The sequence below is a fragment of the Pseudomonas sp. c313 genome, from assembly GCF_055407145.1.
The window spans coordinates 18,082-32,090 of the sequence record NZ_JBUZRD010000018.1; the positions used below are offsets into that span (position 1 = coordinate 18,082).

The 14,009-nt window shown below is 60.8% G+C and carries 18 protein-coding genes and 3 pseudogenes; 8 read left to right on the forward strand and 13 right to left on the reverse strand.

The window, feature by feature from the left end:
* The first annotated feature begins 53 nt into the window (after positions 1-53).
* Together ACZRKZ_RS25930 and ACZRKZ_RS25935 are read left to right on the forward strand one after the other, a co-directional pair.
* On the forward strand, positions 54-1,121 hold the full coding sequence (locus tag ACZRKZ_RS25930; protein WP_016487049.1) for a phosphotransferase: 1,068 nt from the start codon (positions 54-56) through the stop codon (positions 1,119-1,121).
* Positions 1,118-2,440 (forward strand): aspartate aminotransferase family protein, encoded by a 1,323-nt coding sequence (locus tag ACZRKZ_RS25935; protein ID WP_016487050.1) that lies wholly within the window; start codon positions 1,118-1,120, stop codon positions 2,438-2,440. The genes ACZRKZ_RS25930 and ACZRKZ_RS25935 overlap by 4 nt, the downstream gene beginning before the upstream one ends.
* 4 nt (positions 2,441-2,444) lie before the next feature.
* Here ACZRKZ_RS25935 and ACZRKZ_RS25940 read toward each other — a convergent pair.
* The 9 genes and pseudogenes from ACZRKZ_RS25940 to merR all read right to left on the reverse strand — a co-directional run.
* A pseudogene (locus ACZRKZ_RS25940) lies at positions 2,445-2,942 on the reverse strand (ABC transporter ATP-binding protein); the annotation flags it as partial.
* On the reverse strand, positions 2,909-3,466 hold the full coding sequence (locus ACZRKZ_RS25945) for a recombinase family protein (RefSeq protein WP_078481962.1): 558 nt from the start codon (positions 3,464-3,466) through the stop codon (positions 2,909-2,911). The gene ACZRKZ_RS25945 and the pseudogene ACZRKZ_RS25940, both read right to left, overlap by 34 nt.
* Positions 3,460-3,831, reverse strand: a complete 372-nt coding sequence (locus ACZRKZ_RS25950; protein WP_003100853.1) for a hypothetical protein — start codon at positions 3,829-3,831, stop codon at positions 3,460-3,462. Before ACZRKZ_RS25950 ends, ACZRKZ_RS25945 begins: the two co-directional genes overlap by 7 nt.
* A complete protein-coding gene (locus ACZRKZ_RS25955; RefSeq protein WP_003100856.1) occupies positions 3,828-4,328 on the reverse strand; it encodes a hypothetical protein in 501 nt (166 codons plus the stop codon). Before ACZRKZ_RS25955 ends, ACZRKZ_RS25950 begins: the two co-directional genes overlap by 4 nt.
* Positions 4,325-4,651 carry a hypothetical protein gene (locus tag ACZRKZ_RS25960; protein WP_003100858.1) on the reverse strand — a complete coding sequence of 109 codons (327 nt, stop codon included), beginning with the start codon at positions 4,649-4,651 and terminating at the stop codon, positions 4,325-4,327. The genes ACZRKZ_RS25955 and ACZRKZ_RS25960 overlap by 4 nt, the downstream gene beginning before the upstream one ends.
* Before the next feature lie 254 nt (positions 4,652-4,905).
* The gene (locus ACZRKZ_RS25965; protein ID WP_003465043.1) at positions 4,906-5,262 is read right to left on the reverse strand and encodes a cupin domain-containing protein; all 357 of its coding nucleotides are present in this window, start codon (positions 5,260-5,262) and stop codon (positions 4,906-4,908) included.
* A 236-nt stretch (positions 5,263-5,498) separates the two neighbouring features.
* Positions 5,499-5,885 carry a HepT-like ribonuclease domain-containing protein gene (locus ACZRKZ_RS25970; protein ID WP_003100872.1) on the reverse strand — a complete coding sequence of 129 codons (387 nt, stop codon included), beginning with the start codon at positions 5,883-5,885 and terminating at the stop codon, positions 5,499-5,501.
* On the reverse strand, positions 5,882-6,148 hold the full coding sequence (locus ACZRKZ_RS25975; protein ID WP_016487057.1) for a nucleotidyltransferase family protein: 267 nt from the start codon (positions 6,146-6,148) through the stop codon (positions 5,882-5,884). Before ACZRKZ_RS25975 ends, ACZRKZ_RS25970 begins: the two co-directional genes overlap by 4 nt.
* 244 nt (positions 6,149-6,392) lie before the next feature.
* Positions 6,393-6,827 carry an Hg(II)-responsive transcriptional regulator gene (gene merR, locus ACZRKZ_RS25980; protein WP_000429838.1) on the reverse strand — a complete coding sequence of 145 codons (435 nt, stop codon included), beginning with the start codon at positions 6,825-6,827 and terminating at the stop codon, positions 6,393-6,395.
* 71 nt (positions 6,828-6,898) lie between these two features.
* On the opposite strand from merR, the gene merT reads away from it, so the two are divergent.
* The 6 genes from merT to merE are packed head-to-tail and all read left to right on the forward strand — an operon-like array spanning position 6,899 to position 10,046.
* Positions 6,899-7,249: a mercuric ion transporter MerT gene (merT, locus tag ACZRKZ_RS25985; RefSeq protein WP_001294667.1), complete on the forward strand. Its 351-nt coding sequence runs from the start codon at positions 6,899-6,901 to the stop codon at positions 7,247-7,249.
* A 15-nt stretch (positions 7,250-7,264) separates the two neighbouring features.
* Positions 7,265-7,540 (forward strand): mercury resistance system periplasmic binding protein MerP, encoded by a 276-nt coding sequence (merP, locus tag ACZRKZ_RS25990; protein WP_000735441.1) that lies wholly within the window; start codon positions 7,265-7,267, stop codon positions 7,538-7,540.
* Positions 7,541-7,542: 2 nt separating this feature from the next.
* Positions 7,543-7,788, forward strand: coding sequence for a mercury resistance system transport protein MerF (gene merF, locus ACZRKZ_RS25995; protein ID WP_000654684.1), 246 nt, complete (start codon positions 7,543-7,545; stop codon positions 7,786-7,788).
* Positions 7,785-9,431 (forward strand): mercury(II) reductase, encoded by a 1,647-nt coding sequence (merA, locus tag ACZRKZ_RS26000; protein ID WP_000136268.1) that lies wholly within the window; start codon positions 7,785-7,787, stop codon positions 9,429-9,431. The genes merF and merA overlap by 4 nt, the downstream gene beginning before the upstream one ends.
* A gap of 16 nt (positions 9,432-9,447) precedes the next feature.
* The gene (gene merD, locus ACZRKZ_RS26005) at positions 9,448-9,813 is read left to right on the forward strand and encodes a mercury resistance co-regulator MerD (protein WP_003465059.1); all 366 of its coding nucleotides are present in this window, start codon (positions 9,448-9,450) and stop codon (positions 9,811-9,813) included.
* Positions 9,810-10,046 carry a broad-spectrum mercury transporter MerE gene (merE, locus tag ACZRKZ_RS26010; protein ID WP_001087809.1) on the forward strand — a complete coding sequence of 79 codons (237 nt, stop codon included), beginning with the start codon at positions 9,810-9,812 and terminating at the stop codon, positions 10,044-10,046. Before merD ends, merE begins: the two co-directional genes overlap by 4 nt.
* A gap of 52 nt (positions 10,047-10,098) precedes the next feature.
* Here the strand turns inward: merE and ACZRKZ_RS26015 are convergent.
* From ACZRKZ_RS26015 to ACZRKZ_RS26030, 4 genes and pseudogenes are all read right to left on the reverse strand, one after another.
* Positions 10,099-10,563: pseudogene (locus ACZRKZ_RS26015) on the reverse strand (recombinase family protein); the annotation flags it as partial.
* A gap of 361 nt (positions 10,564-10,924) precedes the next feature.
* Positions 10,925-11,398 (reverse strand): annotated as a pseudogene (gene istB, locus ACZRKZ_RS26020) (IS21-like element ISPre4 family helper ATPase IstB); the annotation flags it as partial.
* The gene (locus ACZRKZ_RS26025; protein WP_078481977.1) at positions 11,388-11,687 is read right to left on the reverse strand and encodes a beta-ketoacyl-[acyl-carrier-protein] synthase family protein; all 300 of its coding nucleotides are present in this window, start codon (positions 11,685-11,687) and stop codon (positions 11,388-11,390) included. The gene ACZRKZ_RS26025 and the pseudogene istB, both read right to left, overlap by 11 nt.
* Positions 11,688-12,236: 549 nt before the next feature.
* A complete protein-coding gene (locus ACZRKZ_RS26030) occupies positions 12,237-13,880 on the reverse strand; it encodes an ABC1 kinase family protein (protein ID WP_078481976.1) in 1,644 nt (547 codons plus the stop codon).
* Between the last annotated feature and the right edge of the window lie 129 nt (positions 13,881-14,009).

The following is a 14,009-nucleotide window of genomic DNA, read 5'->3' on the forward strand; positions in this document are numbered from 1 at the left end:
TGCAAGGGGCCTGCGCGAGCAGGCCACATCACCGAAGCGAGGAGTCATGAACAATGCCGCTTGAGAAAGTATCGGCGCAACCCTGTCTGCTGGAGGCGGCCCCTGCCCGTGTCAGTGACGGGCAGGTCCTTGGGGTCCTTGCGCAGCACTACGCGATCAGCGGAAAACTCGAGCAACTGGGCGGCGAGCGCGACCTCAATTTCCGGGTCATGCTCGCGGACGGTACGTCGCGTCTGTTCAAGTTGTCGCATCCATTGGAAAACCCGCAGGTCGTGGACTTCCATAACCAGGCCATGCTCCAGATCGAGCGTAACGATCCGGCGTTGCCGGTGCAGCGTGTCTTTGCATCACTCGGCGGGCGATTCGTGGAGCCGGTCGAAATCGAAGGCCAGCGCATGTTGGTCCGTCTCCTGTCCTTCGTTGACGGCTTGCCGCTGCACCGCGTCGCCCACACATCGGTGAATTTCAGGCAGAACCTGGGCCAAGCGCTCGCCCGGTTCGACCTGGCCCTGGACGGCTTCAGCCATCCCGCTGCCGGGCACGTCCTGCTGTGGGACATGCAACACGCCCAGCGCCTCAGGCCCCGGCTGAAACACATCGAGCCGGGCGTTCGTCGCGACCGGATCGAACACAGCCTGGACCGCTTCGAATCCCAGGTACTGGGCAAGTGCGCCACGCTGCGCCACCAGGTGATCCATAACGACATGAACCCGCACAACATCATCGTCGATCCGGATCAGCCCGATGTGTTGCGCAACATCCTGGATTTTGGCGACATGGTCCACGCGCCGTTGGTCAACGAGGTCGCGGTCGCGGCATCGTACCAATTGGGGGTGGCGGGCGACGTCCTGGCCCCGGCGCTGGACATGATCCGCGCCTATCACCAGGTCAATCCCCTCACCGGCGAAGAATTGCAACTGCTGCCGGTGCTGATCTCCACACGCCTGGCGTTGTCGTTGTGCATCAATTATTGGCGGGCCGACCTGCACCCGGACAATCGCGAGTACATCCTGCGCAACTCATACCGCGCCCAGGATGCCCTGGCGGGATTGTCCGCAATGGCACCCGCCGAGATCCACGACAGAATCCTTGCCGCTTGCACCCAGGAGGTTGGCGCATGAGCATGATCAACGGTTTCACTTCTGAAGATGCCGATCGCCTGTCAGACAAGGAAAAACGCCTTGTCGAACGCCGGGCACGGTTGCTCGGCCCGGCCTATCGACTGTTCTACGAACACCCCTTGCACACGGTGCGCGGCGAGGGCGTGTGGCTGTACGACGAACAAGGCCGGCGGTATCTGGATGCCTACAATAACGTGGCGTCGGTGGGGCATTGTCATCCCCGGGTGGTCGAGGCGATCAGCCGGCAGGCCGGGCAACTCAACACCCACACTCGCTACTTGCAGGAGGGCATGCTCGATTACGCCGAGCAACTGCTGGGCACCTTTCCCGAGTACCTCGAGCGGGTCATGTTTACGTGCACCGGCAGCGAGGCCAACGATCTGGCGTTGCGCATCGCCAAACAGTTTACCGGCGGCACCGGCGTGATCATCACCCGCTTCGCGTATCATGGCGTCACGGGTGATATCGCCGAGCTTTCTCCGTCGCTCGGCCCGAGCATGGTTCTGCCACCCCACGTGCGCACCGTTCGCGCCCCCGATGCTTATCGGCTGGGTGCGGATCAAGTGGCCTCGACCTTCGTGGCTGACGTCCGTGCGGCCATCGATGACCTGCGCAAACACGGCATTCGTCCGGCGGCGATCCTGCTCGACGGCATTTTCGCCAGCGATGGCGTCTTTGCGGGCCCAACCGGCTGCATCGCCGAAGGGATCGCATTGGCCCAGGCCGAAGGCCTGTTGTACATCGCCGATGAAGTCCAGTCCGGCTTCGCCCGCACTGGCCTGAACATGTGGGGTTTCCAGCGGCACGACGTGCGCCCCGACCTCCTGACCCTGGGCAAGCCGATGGGCAACGGCCACCCCATCGCCGGCCTGGTCGGTCGAGCGCAAGTGGTCGATCACTTTGGCCAGAACATGCGCTACTTCAACACCTTTGGCGGCAACCCGGTGTCCTGCGCAGCGGGGCAGGCCGTGCTGGACGTCATCCGTGACGAACAGTTGCAGCAGCGCTCGCACACCCTGGGTGAATGTCTGTTGACGGGGTTGCGGGAGCTGGCCGAGCGTTACCCGATCATCGGCGATGTGCGCGGTGCCGGGATGTTCCTGGGGGTCGAGCTGGTGACCGATCGCGCCACAAAAGCGCCTGCCGCCACGCAGACCCGTCAGGTGGTCAACGCGATGCGCGAGCAGGGCGTATTGATCAGTGCTGCCGGGCCGCTGGAAAACGTGCTGAAGATTCGCCCGCTGCTGGCCTTCGAACAGGAGCATGCGCACTTGCTACTGGAAGCGGTCGGCACGGCGCTGGAAGGGCTGCAGCCGTAGCGGTTCAGACGATATCGTCGATCAGGATATGGTGCTGCCCACGGCTGCAGCGTTCGATGCGCGCCTCGACCTTGTACACCGCGCGCAGCATCTGCTCGTTGATCACTTCATGGCTCGGGCCGCTGCCCTGAGCGGTGCCATCGGCGATGACCAGCACCTGATCGGCGAAGCGCAAGGCCTGGTTCAGGTCATGGATGGCGATGAACACGATGACTTCGCGCTTTCGCGCCAGGTCGCGCATGAAGTTCAGCACCTGGACCTGGCGGTGCATGTCGAGGGCGCTGGTGGGCTCGTCCATCAGCAGGATCTGCGGTTCGCGCACCAGCGTCTGGGCGATTGAGACCAGTTGTTGCTGGCCGCCGCTGAGTTCACCCAGGTTGCGGAATGACAGCGGCGTAATGCCCAGGGCGTCGAGGATCTCATCGACCAGTTTCAGGGGTCGTCTCAGAAAACGGAAAATAAAGCACGCTAAGCGTGCGTGGAGGCTGGCACCCAGCGGTACAGCGTCGGAATGGACACGCCGAGGTTCTTGGCCACGTCCTTGGGCGGCACCCCGCTGGCCAGCAGCTTCTTGGCCGACTCGATCTTGCTGTCGGTCATCTTCGGCTTGCGGCCGCCTTTGCGGCCGAGCTGCTTGGCGACTTCCAGCCCGGCGCGGGTGCGCTCGACGGTCAGCTCGCGCTCCATTTCGGCAAGGCTCGCCATGACGTGGAAGAAGAACCGCCCGGATGGTGTGCCGGTGTCGATGGAGTCGGTGAGGCTCCTGAACTGGACACCGTGCTTGTGCAGATCGTCGACCAGATCGACCAGTTGCTTGACCGACCGGCCCAGCCGGTCGAGCTTCCAGACGACCAAAGTATCGCCTTCGCGCAGCATTTCGAGCGTCTTGGCCAAGCCAGGCCGGTCTGCCCGCGTGCCACTCACCTTGTCCTCGAAGACCTTTTTACATCCGGCCTTGCTCAAGGCTTCGCGTTGCAGCTCCAGGTTCTGATCCTGCGTCGAGACGCGCGCATAGCCAATCAACATGGCTTGTCTCGCGCCCGGTCGATGCGTTCCTGCATCGCCTGCATCACTTCTTCGTGGGTGTACGATCTGGCGTTGGCGTCGGTGGCTTGCCGCAGGGCTTCCTCAACCTCGCGCGTCATCCGCTCGTAATCCTCCGGCCACAGCGCTTGCTCCATGCGCAGCGACGCCTGACCCAGCAGGTGCAGCAGGCTGAACAGCCGCATGTCGTTGGTGGCGACGATGCGCTCCCGAATCTGCTCCTGAATAGCTTCGCTAGCCCGATGCGCTTGTGGTGTGGCAGTCCCCTCGTAGTCAGCGGGGAATTCCGCTTCCTCGGCAATCCTTGCCCAGGCGCTGGCCAGCGCCTCGATGGTTGACGTGCTCATTTCCGCCGCTCCTGTGCTCTTTGGCGAATCAACCGGCCAAGGGGCCTCGACGCGAAAACCAGCAGCATCACGCCTATCGGATACCAGGTCGAGAAGACCACCAAGGCATCGAAGGCTGGCCGTCCGGTGTTGGTAGGCAGTACGGCGGTCACAGCCATCAACCCGCCGACCGTCCAGATGATGCGCCACACGTAGGGCATCACGCGGGGCACGTAGCCGTCATCGAAAGCGGTCTGGTAGTAGCGGCGCAGGCCGCGCTCGGCAAGCGCCTGGCGCTGCCGCTCCGACAGCGCATCCGTCCGGCCATACCAGCGCCGGAATGGTGGACAGCGCAGCAGCAAAGGGGTGAAGAGGATCATCACCGCCACGATCGCGACACCCCACGCCATGACGGCGCCGGCATCGGGCCGCTTGGCGTTCTCGATCACGGGCGCGAAGACGCCCGGAGCACCGATCATCCAGAACAGCGCAATGTGCTGATGGAAGGAGAGCTTCATTTGCTCATCCACTTGCGCAGCAGGCGCTTTTTCAGGGAGGCGCGTTCTTGCGGGTTGCGTCCCTTGTGATTGGCGATGCGATCCGCCGTGGCGGCCTGGCGCTTGACGGGCCAGTAGGAGCGGCCATCCTTGCCCATCGACCAGACGCTGCTGGCCTGGTTTTCCAGCAGGGGCAGATGGGCGCTCAGGGCTTCGGGCGACGCGCTGGTCAGCGCCGTGCGCTCACGGGTGCGCCAGCGCTGATGCCAGAGCTTCTTGTCCTCGCGCTCGCTGCCGCAGGTCGTGTGCCCGACGATGGGTGTTTTGCGGCGGCTGCGGCTCATAACGTAGTGGTCTCCAAGAACATTCAGGACTGATCCCAGGCGTCGATGGTCAAGACCTGATCGGCAGGACAGGCGGCTACGCGGTCGGGAACTGGATGGTGTTCAGTCTCATGCCGACCCCATTCGATTGATCGCGTCGCTTGCGGCACGCTGCGACGCAAGGAGGTTTGCGACCTGGTTTAGCAGCCGTGTCCGCTGCATGTCTGTTACCTATCTCCCCGACCGCTCATTGGACCAACTCCAGAGATTGGGCTCTATCGCTCAGCCAATACGAAACCGGCATTGGCTGATGCCACAACCGAGACGAACACAAATGGCTCGGTACCTGTATTTCGCGCCCCGTGCACTTGGCCCGGTCTTGCCACGGCTATCTCACCTTCCCTGAGGGCACGAACAATCCCATTGCCCTGAAAGTAATCAGCCATTCCCGACAAAACAGTCCACGTGTCTTGGCCGTGAGGATGAATGTGAGCCGCAATTTCCTGCCCGGGATGGACATGCCAAACCACGATAATTGAGTCTCGGGTTTCAAGCACAACGGAACGAATAGGCTCGCCTTCGGACGGCTGAACATACTCGGCTACAGAAAATATTCTCGATTCAACAGTCATCGGAGATCCCTCTTTCACAGTGCCCCCAGACAGGCTGGATATGAGTTCTAACTCGAATTTGAACGGGAGGCTGGTCGTGCGGTCGTGCAGTTGCCGATGAGCGTGTCGGCTGCTGCCTCCTTGCCCACCAGCGAACTCACGTCCGTTGCGGCCATCCAGAAGGTCTTGCCCGAGCGCGGCTCATAGGTCGCGGGATCGAACACGCCAGAGGGGCCGAACATCGGCGGCTTGATTGGTCATGGCTCCATGCCTTTGTCGTTACGGTCTTCATCGTCGGCATCCTGACGCACGGCGGGCAATTGCTGGAGCAACGCCGGCAGCCATTCCTGTACCGTCTCCCACACCACATCGAGGTTGATGTCGAAATAGCCGTGAGCCATGCGATTACGCATATTGCGCATGCTGCGCCACGGCACGTCGGCATGCGCCTGGGTGAACTCGACGTAGCCATCCATCACCTTTGTGGCCGCCTCGCCGATGACGATCAGGCTCATGATGACGGCCTGCTGGGTGCGCTTGTCGGCCAAGAAGTCGTCCTTGGCCATCCCTTCCACGAAGCTGCGCGCATCGGTTGCGGCCTGCTGAATGTGGTCGAGGTAATCGGGCAGGCGGTTCTCGCTCATATCGGTTGCGCCTCCGCGAGCACCTTGGCCCGGAACTTCGGCGGCAGGTCGCCGGGAGTCAGCAGATCGACGTCAACGCCGAGCAGCGATTTCAGTTCTTCTTCCAAATCGCCCAAGTCCAACAACGTGGCACCGGGCAGCGCATCGACCAACAGGTCGAGGTCGCTGCCATCCCGGTCGGTGCCATGCAGCACCGAGCCGAAGACGCGCGGGTTCGCGGCGCGAAAGCGGCCTACCGCTTCACGCACTGCGCTTCGCTTCATGTCAAGCACAACAGACGGTCGCATGGGCATCCTTTCTTATCGAAACTCGTTGAGATGATATGCAATCAAGAATAGAATTTCAAGAACTATTTTCGAGAATCGCAATGCCTTGATTCCCGTGCCGCGTGTCACTTTCAGAAGGCGACAGCACGAAATATCAAAAGTCGACCGCACGGTCTTTTCTGACGTTGGAGTCGCCTCAGAAAACGGAAAATAAAGCACGCTAAGGCGTAGTTCCCTCGGGCTACACCGCGTCCGCACTGCGCGGTTCTTTCTTCCCTTGCAGTGACGCAATCAGCGGGCAGGAAACGTTCCCCTTCCGCGCATGGCAGGCGCACACCAAATCAGACAGCACGGCCTCCATGCGCGCCAGGTCAGCCATCCTCTCGCGCACGTCCTTGAGCTTGTGCTCGGCCAGGCTGCTGGCTTCCTCGCAATGGGTGCCATCCTCCAGCCGCAGCAGCTCGGCGATCTCATCCAGGCTGAAGCCCAACCGCTGGGCTGATTTCACGAAGCGCACCCGCGTTACATCCGTCTCGCCATAGCGGCGAATGCTGCCGTAAGGCTTGTCCGGTTCCGGGAGCAAGCCCTTGCGCTGATAGAACCGGATGGTCTCCACATTGACCCCGGCCGTCCTGGCGAAAACGCCAATGGTCAGGTTCTCCAAATTGTTTTCCATATCGCTTGACTCCGTACATAACTACGGAAGTAAGCTTAAGCTATCCAATTCAGATTCGAAAGGACAAACGTATGTCTGAACCTCAAAACGGGCGCGGCGCGCTCTTCACTGGCGGGCTGGCCGCCATCCTCGCCTCGGCTTGCTGCCTCGGGCCGCTGGTTCTGATCGCCTTGGGGTTCAGCGGCGCTTGGATCGGCAACTTGACGGTGTTGGAACCCTATCGCCCCATCTTTATCGGCGTGGCGCTGGTGGCGTTGTTCTTCGCCTGGCGGCGCATCTACCGGCCGTCAGCCGCCTGCAAACCGGGTGAGGTTTGCGCGATTCCCCAAGTGCGAGCTACTTACAAGCTCATTTTCTGGGGCGTGGCCGTGCTGGTTTTGGTCGCGCTCGGATTTCCCTACGTCGTGCCATTTTTCTATTGATCACAGGAGTTCACCATGAAAAAGCTGCTTTCCGCCCTTGCCCTCGCTGCCGTTGTTGCCCCCGTGTGGGCCGCCACCCAGACCGTTACGCTGTCCGTACCGGGCATGACCTGCTCGGCCTGTCCGATCACTGTCAAGAAGGCGATTTCCAAGGTCGATGGCGTCAGTAAAGTTGACGTGACCTTCGAGACGCGCGAAGCGGTGGTCACCTTCGATGATGCCAAGACCAGCGTGCAGAAACTGACCAAGGCTACCGAGGATGCGGGCTACCCATCATCAGTCAAGAACTGATCATGAAAGACCCGAAGACACTGCTGCGGGTCAGCATCATTGGCACAACCCTCGTGGCGCTGTGTTGCTTCACCCCTGTTCTGGTCATTTTGCTCGGTGTGGTCGGCTTGTCCGCGCTGACCGGCTATCTGGACTATGTGCTGCTGCCTGCGCTGGCGATTTTCATCGGCTTGACCATCTACGCCATCCAACGAAAACGCCAAGCCGATGCCTGCTGCACCCCGAAATTCAATGGAGTAAAAAAATGACCGAAATCACCGTGAATGGCATGACCTGCACATCCTGCGCCACCCATGTCAAAGATGCTTTGGAAAAGATTCCCGGCGTGAATGCCGCTGTGGTGTCCTATCCAGAAAGCCGCGCGCAAGTCATGGCAGACACCGCCGTGAGCCACAACCAACTGCTGGCCGCCATCGCCGCATTGGGTTATCAAGGCTCGATCCGGGTTGGTGATTTCAAAGATGAACCAAAAATCCGTGATGCACTTGAGGGCGCCGGTTTGCATATCGCCATCATTGGCAGCGGCGGGGCCGCGATGGCGGCGGCGCTGAAGGCCGTCGAGCAAGGCGCGACGGTCACGCTGATCGAACGCGGCACCATCGGCGGCACCTGCGTCAATATCGGCTGTGTGCCGTCCAAGATCATGATCCGCGCTGCCCATATTGCCCATCTGCGCCGGGAAAGTCCGTTCGACGGCGGTATTGCGGCAACTGTGCCTGCGATTGACCGCAGCAAACTGCTGGCCCAGCAGCAGGCCCGTGTCGATGAACTGCGGCACGCCAAATACGAAGGCATCCTGGACGGCAATCCAGCCATCACCGTTTTGCACGGTGAAGCGCGTTTCAAGGACGACCAGAGCCTGGTCGTCCGTTTGAACGAGGGTGGCGAGCGCGAGGTAACGTTCGACCGCTGCCTGGTCGCCACCGGTGCCAGTCCGGCCGTGCCGCCGATTCCGGGCCTGAAAGAGTCACCCTACTGGACTTCCACCGAAGCGCTTGTCAGCGACACCATTCCCGCACGCCTGGCCGTGATCGGTTCGTCGGTGGTGGCGTTGGAACTGGCGCAAGCCTTTGCCCGGCTCGGCAGCCAGGTCACGATCCTGGCACGCAGCACCTTGTTCTTCCGGGAAGACCCGGCCATCGGCGAGGCCGTGACAGCCGCTTTCCGCGCCGAGGGCATCGAGGTGCTGGAGCACACGCAAGCCAGCCAGGTCGCCCATGTGAACGGCGAATTCGTGCTGACCACCGGACACGGTGAATTGCGCGCTGACAAGTTGCTGGTTGCCACCGGTCGGGCACCGAATACGCGCAGCCTCGCGCTGGACGCGGCGGGGGTCACTGTCAATGCGCAAGGGGCCATCGTTATCGACCAAGGCATGCGCACGAGCAACCCGAACATCTACGCGGCCGGCGACTGCACCGACCAGCCGCAGTTCGTCTACGTGGCAGCGGCCGCCGGCACCCGTGCCGCGATCAACATGACCGGCGGCGACGCAGCCCTCAATCTGACCGCGATGCCGGCAGTGGTGTTCACCGACCCGCAAGTCGCCACCGTGGGCTACAGCGAGGCGGAAGCGCACCACGATGGCATCGAGACCGACAGTCGCACGCTGACACTCGACAACGTTCCGCGAGCGCTTGCCAACTTCGACACACGCGGCTTCATCAAGCTGGTCATCGAGGAAGGTAGCGGACGGCTCATCGGCGTGCAGGCGGTGGCCCCGGAAGCGGGCGAACTGATCCAGACGGCGGTGCTCGCCATCCGCAACCGCATGACGGTGCAGGAACTGGCCGACCAGTTGTTCCCCTACCTGACAATGGTCGAGGGGTTGAAGCTTGCGGCGCAGACCTTCAACAAGGACGTGAAGCAGCTTTCCTGCTGCGCTGGATAAAAAAAGGAGGTTTTCAATGAGCGCCTACACCGTGTCCCGGCTGGCCCTTGATGCCGGGGTGAGCGTGCATATCGTGCGCGACTACCTGCTGCGCGGATTGCTGCGTCCGGTGGCGTGCACCCCGGGCGGCTATGGCCTGTTCGATGATGCCGCCTTGCAACGGCTGTGCTTCGTGCGGGCGGCCTTCGAGGCGGGCATCGGCCTGGACGCGCTGGCGCGGCTGTGCCGGGCGCTGGATGCTGCGGACGGCGATGAAGCGGCCGCGCAGCTTGCCGTTCTGCGCCAGTTCGTCGAGCGTCGGCGCGAAGCGTTGGCCGATCTGGAGGTGCAGTTGGCCACCATGCCGACCGAGCCGGCACAGCACGCGGAGAGTCTGCCATGAACAGCCCCGAGCGCTTGCCGTCCGAGACGCACAAACCGATCACCGGCTACCTGTGGGGCGCGCTGGCCGTGCTCACCTGTCCCTGCCATTTGCCGATTCTCGCCATTGTGCTGGCCGGCACGACGGCCGGCGCGTTCATCGGAGAGTACTGGGGTATCGCAGCCCTCACGCTGACCGGTTTGTTCGTCCTGTCTGTGACACGACTGCTGCGGGCCTTCAAAGATCGATCATGAGCGCTTCCCATTGAGACAAACCACGCTGTCGCTACGTTGCCTCATGCCGGCATCAAATTCGGCTGAGTAGCTTCTCGCCATCTGGACGTAGCTCACCCTTGGGTGAAACATGCCGATACAGGGTCTGCCGCGTGACGCCAAGTTCCTGGCACAGGTCGCCGACCTTGGTCTCTGGCTGACCCATTGCCGCCATCGCCAGCCGCAGCTTGGCGGCGGTCATCTTGAACGGCCGGCCGCCTTTCCGCCCGCGCGCGCGGGCCGAGGCTAGGCCGGCAATCGTGCGCTCCGCGATCAACTCGCGCTCGAACTCGGCCAGGGCGGCGAAGATGCCAAAGACCAGCTTGCCGGCGGCGGTCGTGGTGTCGATGGCCGCGCCGTGCCCGGTTAATACCTTCAAGCCGATGCCGCGCCCAGTCAGGTCGTGCACGGTGTTGATGAGATGTCGCAGGTCGCGTCCGAGCCGATCCAGTTTCCACACGACCAGTGTGTCGCCAGTTCGCAACGCCTTCAGGCAGCTGTGTCCTAGGAATAAAGGTTGTCACAAGCCCCCTTTTATTTCGAGGCCTCCAGCCAAAACCTGCGTGGCAAAAAATTAATAAACTCTGTCACAAATCTTGAATTTACAAAAAATGATGGGGTTTTTCGAAGAATAAAGATTGTCACAGCGGAGGATCAGAAGCCGAGGAGTCAGATGGGGCGGAAAAGCCCCCACTCAGTCATGATGTTATTTTTCTGACGGAAACGACCGCAACTGCATCAGTTGTGGTTTTAGAGTGCGGATTCCACAACACTTGGACACTCAGCCCACGATCATTTGGACACTCATTCCACGCTCACTTGGAGAGGCAGTCGGAGCGCAGCGACGCAGGTTCGCATTGTTAGTCTGAAGTCCCGGTTGCAGTCAATTTCGTTGCGCGCCTGCGCATCGATTTGCCCTTCAGTTCGATGCGGTAAGCGTTGTGCACCAGCCGGTCTAGGATCGCATCGCCCAAGGTCGGATCACCGATCAGCGCATGCCACTTATTCACCGGCATCTGGCTGGTCACCAGCGTCGAGCGGTTTCCGTAACGGTCGTCCAGCAGTTCCAGCATGTCGCGCCGCTGCGCGGCGGTAAACGGTGCAAGGCCCCAGTCGTCCAGGATCAGCAGATCGGTCTTGGCATAACCCGCCATGAGTTTGGCGAAGCGACCGTCGCCGTGGGCCAGGCCCAGTTCTTCCATCAAGCGAGGCAGACGAAGATAACGCACGCTGTAACCGTCCCGGCAAGCCTTATGGGCCAGCGCGCAGGCGAGCCACGTTTTGCCTACGCCTGTCGGGCCGCCGATGATCAGGTTCAGGCCGTCACGCAGCCAACAGGATCAGTTGCGGCCCGATATCAGCTGCAGTTACACGCAGATGATCAACAAATTCCTCCACCACCAGATGGGCATTGACGCCGCCAAAACCATAACTGTTGATGCTCGCCCGACGTGGCAGCTCGTTGCCGTCGGCATCCTGCACCGCCGGCCATGGCAGGTTCCCGGACGCGAGCGACAGTTGCTGCGGATCGAGCGTGATCGCCGGGCTGAGTTGTTGATACCCAGGTATGCCCGGCAGTTGCTGCTGTTTTACCGCATCAATCACCTTGAACAACGCCGCCATGCCGGACGCCAACTCCTCACCAGTAACCACGTGCGCCACATAGATCACGCTGACACCTAAGGCGGCTTACTTGGTGGTACAGCCGCCATTGATAGGACGGCGCGCCCGTTGATCCACCCATCAAGCCGCACCAAGTCAGCAATATCAGTCAACCAAGACTTGCCGACCGCTGACAGCGCTTTTGAAGGGGGTCGTTAGTTGTTGCGCCGCATTCTTGACCAGTACCAGCGAACCGGCCAGCAGCACTAGGTGCTTTGATCAAAAACGCGCGGATGCCGGTCATGGTTGGAAAACCACCTGCCGAAGCCTCCAGCCACCTGGAACAGTCAAGAGTAGAGTGGAGGTTGTCAGGTAAAACAGACAGTAGCCGACGGCGGCTATCGGTGCGATCCTCGGTGACCAGGCACCAATAGCTAGACCCAGACCAGTAGTCCATTCAGCTCCGCCCAGTGCATAACTTGTGCCCTGAGTACCGAATACTCCGTGCATCTAAGAAAGGAGAGGACTGTTACTGATCAACGAGATCAGTCCCTGAGCGTTGTAGTCCAATTAAGAACTTTTAAACAAACTCCATAAAAACGCCACCAGACCACCCGCCGTGGCAATCGCCGCCAGCCAACTGAGTATCGGCAAGCCCGCCCACACGGGCCCCACTGCAGCGATCTGCGGACCGAAGGTAATCACCAAGGCACTGATCAGCAACGCTAAGGAAAGCCTTGTGGAGGCCAGGCGCAATGAGCGCTCCAGACGCTCTAGCCCAGGCAGATCCATGCGCACTTCCAGCACTCCGTGCTTGAGCCGGTTGACTAGCAGTCGCGCCAGTTGCGGCAAGTCACCCAGCAGGCCGCGTCCCAACTCAAGGCCATCGAGGCCCAGGCGCTTTGTCATCCTCCAACTCAATTGCTCCCGGAGCATTTTGACGATGGCCGGCTTGGCTGTGGCGATAAGGTCTAATTCCGGGTCCAGACGCGTCAGCACACCATCGGCAGTCACCAGGGCCTTGAACAGCACCAACAAATCAGGCGGTAAGAGCAATTGGTGCTCGCGCATCAAATCAAGAAAGTCTTCAATGAGCGCACTCATGTTCAGTGCCTTGCCACCATGGCGCGCTATGTATTCGCGGGCGGCCTGTTCAATGGCGGGTATGTTCTGCACACCATTGCCGCTCCAGTCGATTAGCACAGTCACCAGCGCATCACTATTGTTCTCGGTCAATGCGCGCATGAAGCTCATCACCTCAAGGCGTCGGCGCTCGTCGAGACGACCAACCATGCCAAAGTCAATAAAACCGACACGATTACCACTCATGGCCTTGAGGTTGCCTGGGTGCGGATCACCATGGAACACACCGTCCTCCAAGAGCATTTTTATAAATGCACGTGCGCCACGGCTGGCCAGCAGGCTCGGGTCCAAGCCTTGCTCGATCAGAGCTTGGCGCTCCAGCGGGGTATAGCTGGGAAGATATTCCTGTACAAGCAGCCGCTCGCTACTATGGGCCCAATAAATACGCGGGATGACAATGTGCGGCTGCTGCGAGAAATTAGCCGCTACGGCGTCACAGTTAAGGCCTTCCTGAGTAAAATCCAGCTCTTCCAACATCGCTCGAGCCAGTTGTCGGACCATCTTGCGCGGTTGGTACTGCGCCAAAGCGCCGTTGTCTTCAATCAGTAGGGCGACGCTTTCCAGCAGTTGCAGGTCGGCAGTCATTTTACGTCGCAACCCAGGGCGCTGAATTTTGACCACCACGTCCTCACCACTGAGCAGGCGCGCCCGATAGACCTGGGCAATCGATGCTGCCGCAAGAGGAGTGGTATTGAACTCGGCGAACACCTGATCAAGCTCAGCACCAAGGTCTTCAAGAACCTGGCCTTGCAACTGCTCCCAAGTCAACGTTGCCGCGCCGCTGTGCAGGTTTTCGAGTTCTTCGATCCACAATGCCGGCAAGATGTCGCCGCGACTTGCAAGGATCTGCCCAAGCTTGACAAACGTTGGCCCCAACGCCTCCAACGCTCGCCTCACGCGCTGTGGGGTGCCCTCGTCAGTTGGTTGGCTGCCGACGGGCTCAGCCCCCCCCACCAGCCGTCCCAGGCCCAGACGGAATAGCACATCCTGAGCCCCGAAACTGGCGAGGATAGTAACAATTTCACGCCCCCGTTGATGGTGCTTGAGTGCGGTCCAAGTTGATTCGAGCATAGCGAGTAGCCCCCAGGTTTTTCTATCGTGTCGTGCACACAGCGAAATTCCAGAACTCGATGCCTGGATGCACCTTTGGACACTGGCAGCTCATTTTCGATCAGTTGATTGACCGCTTGGGCTTTGAAT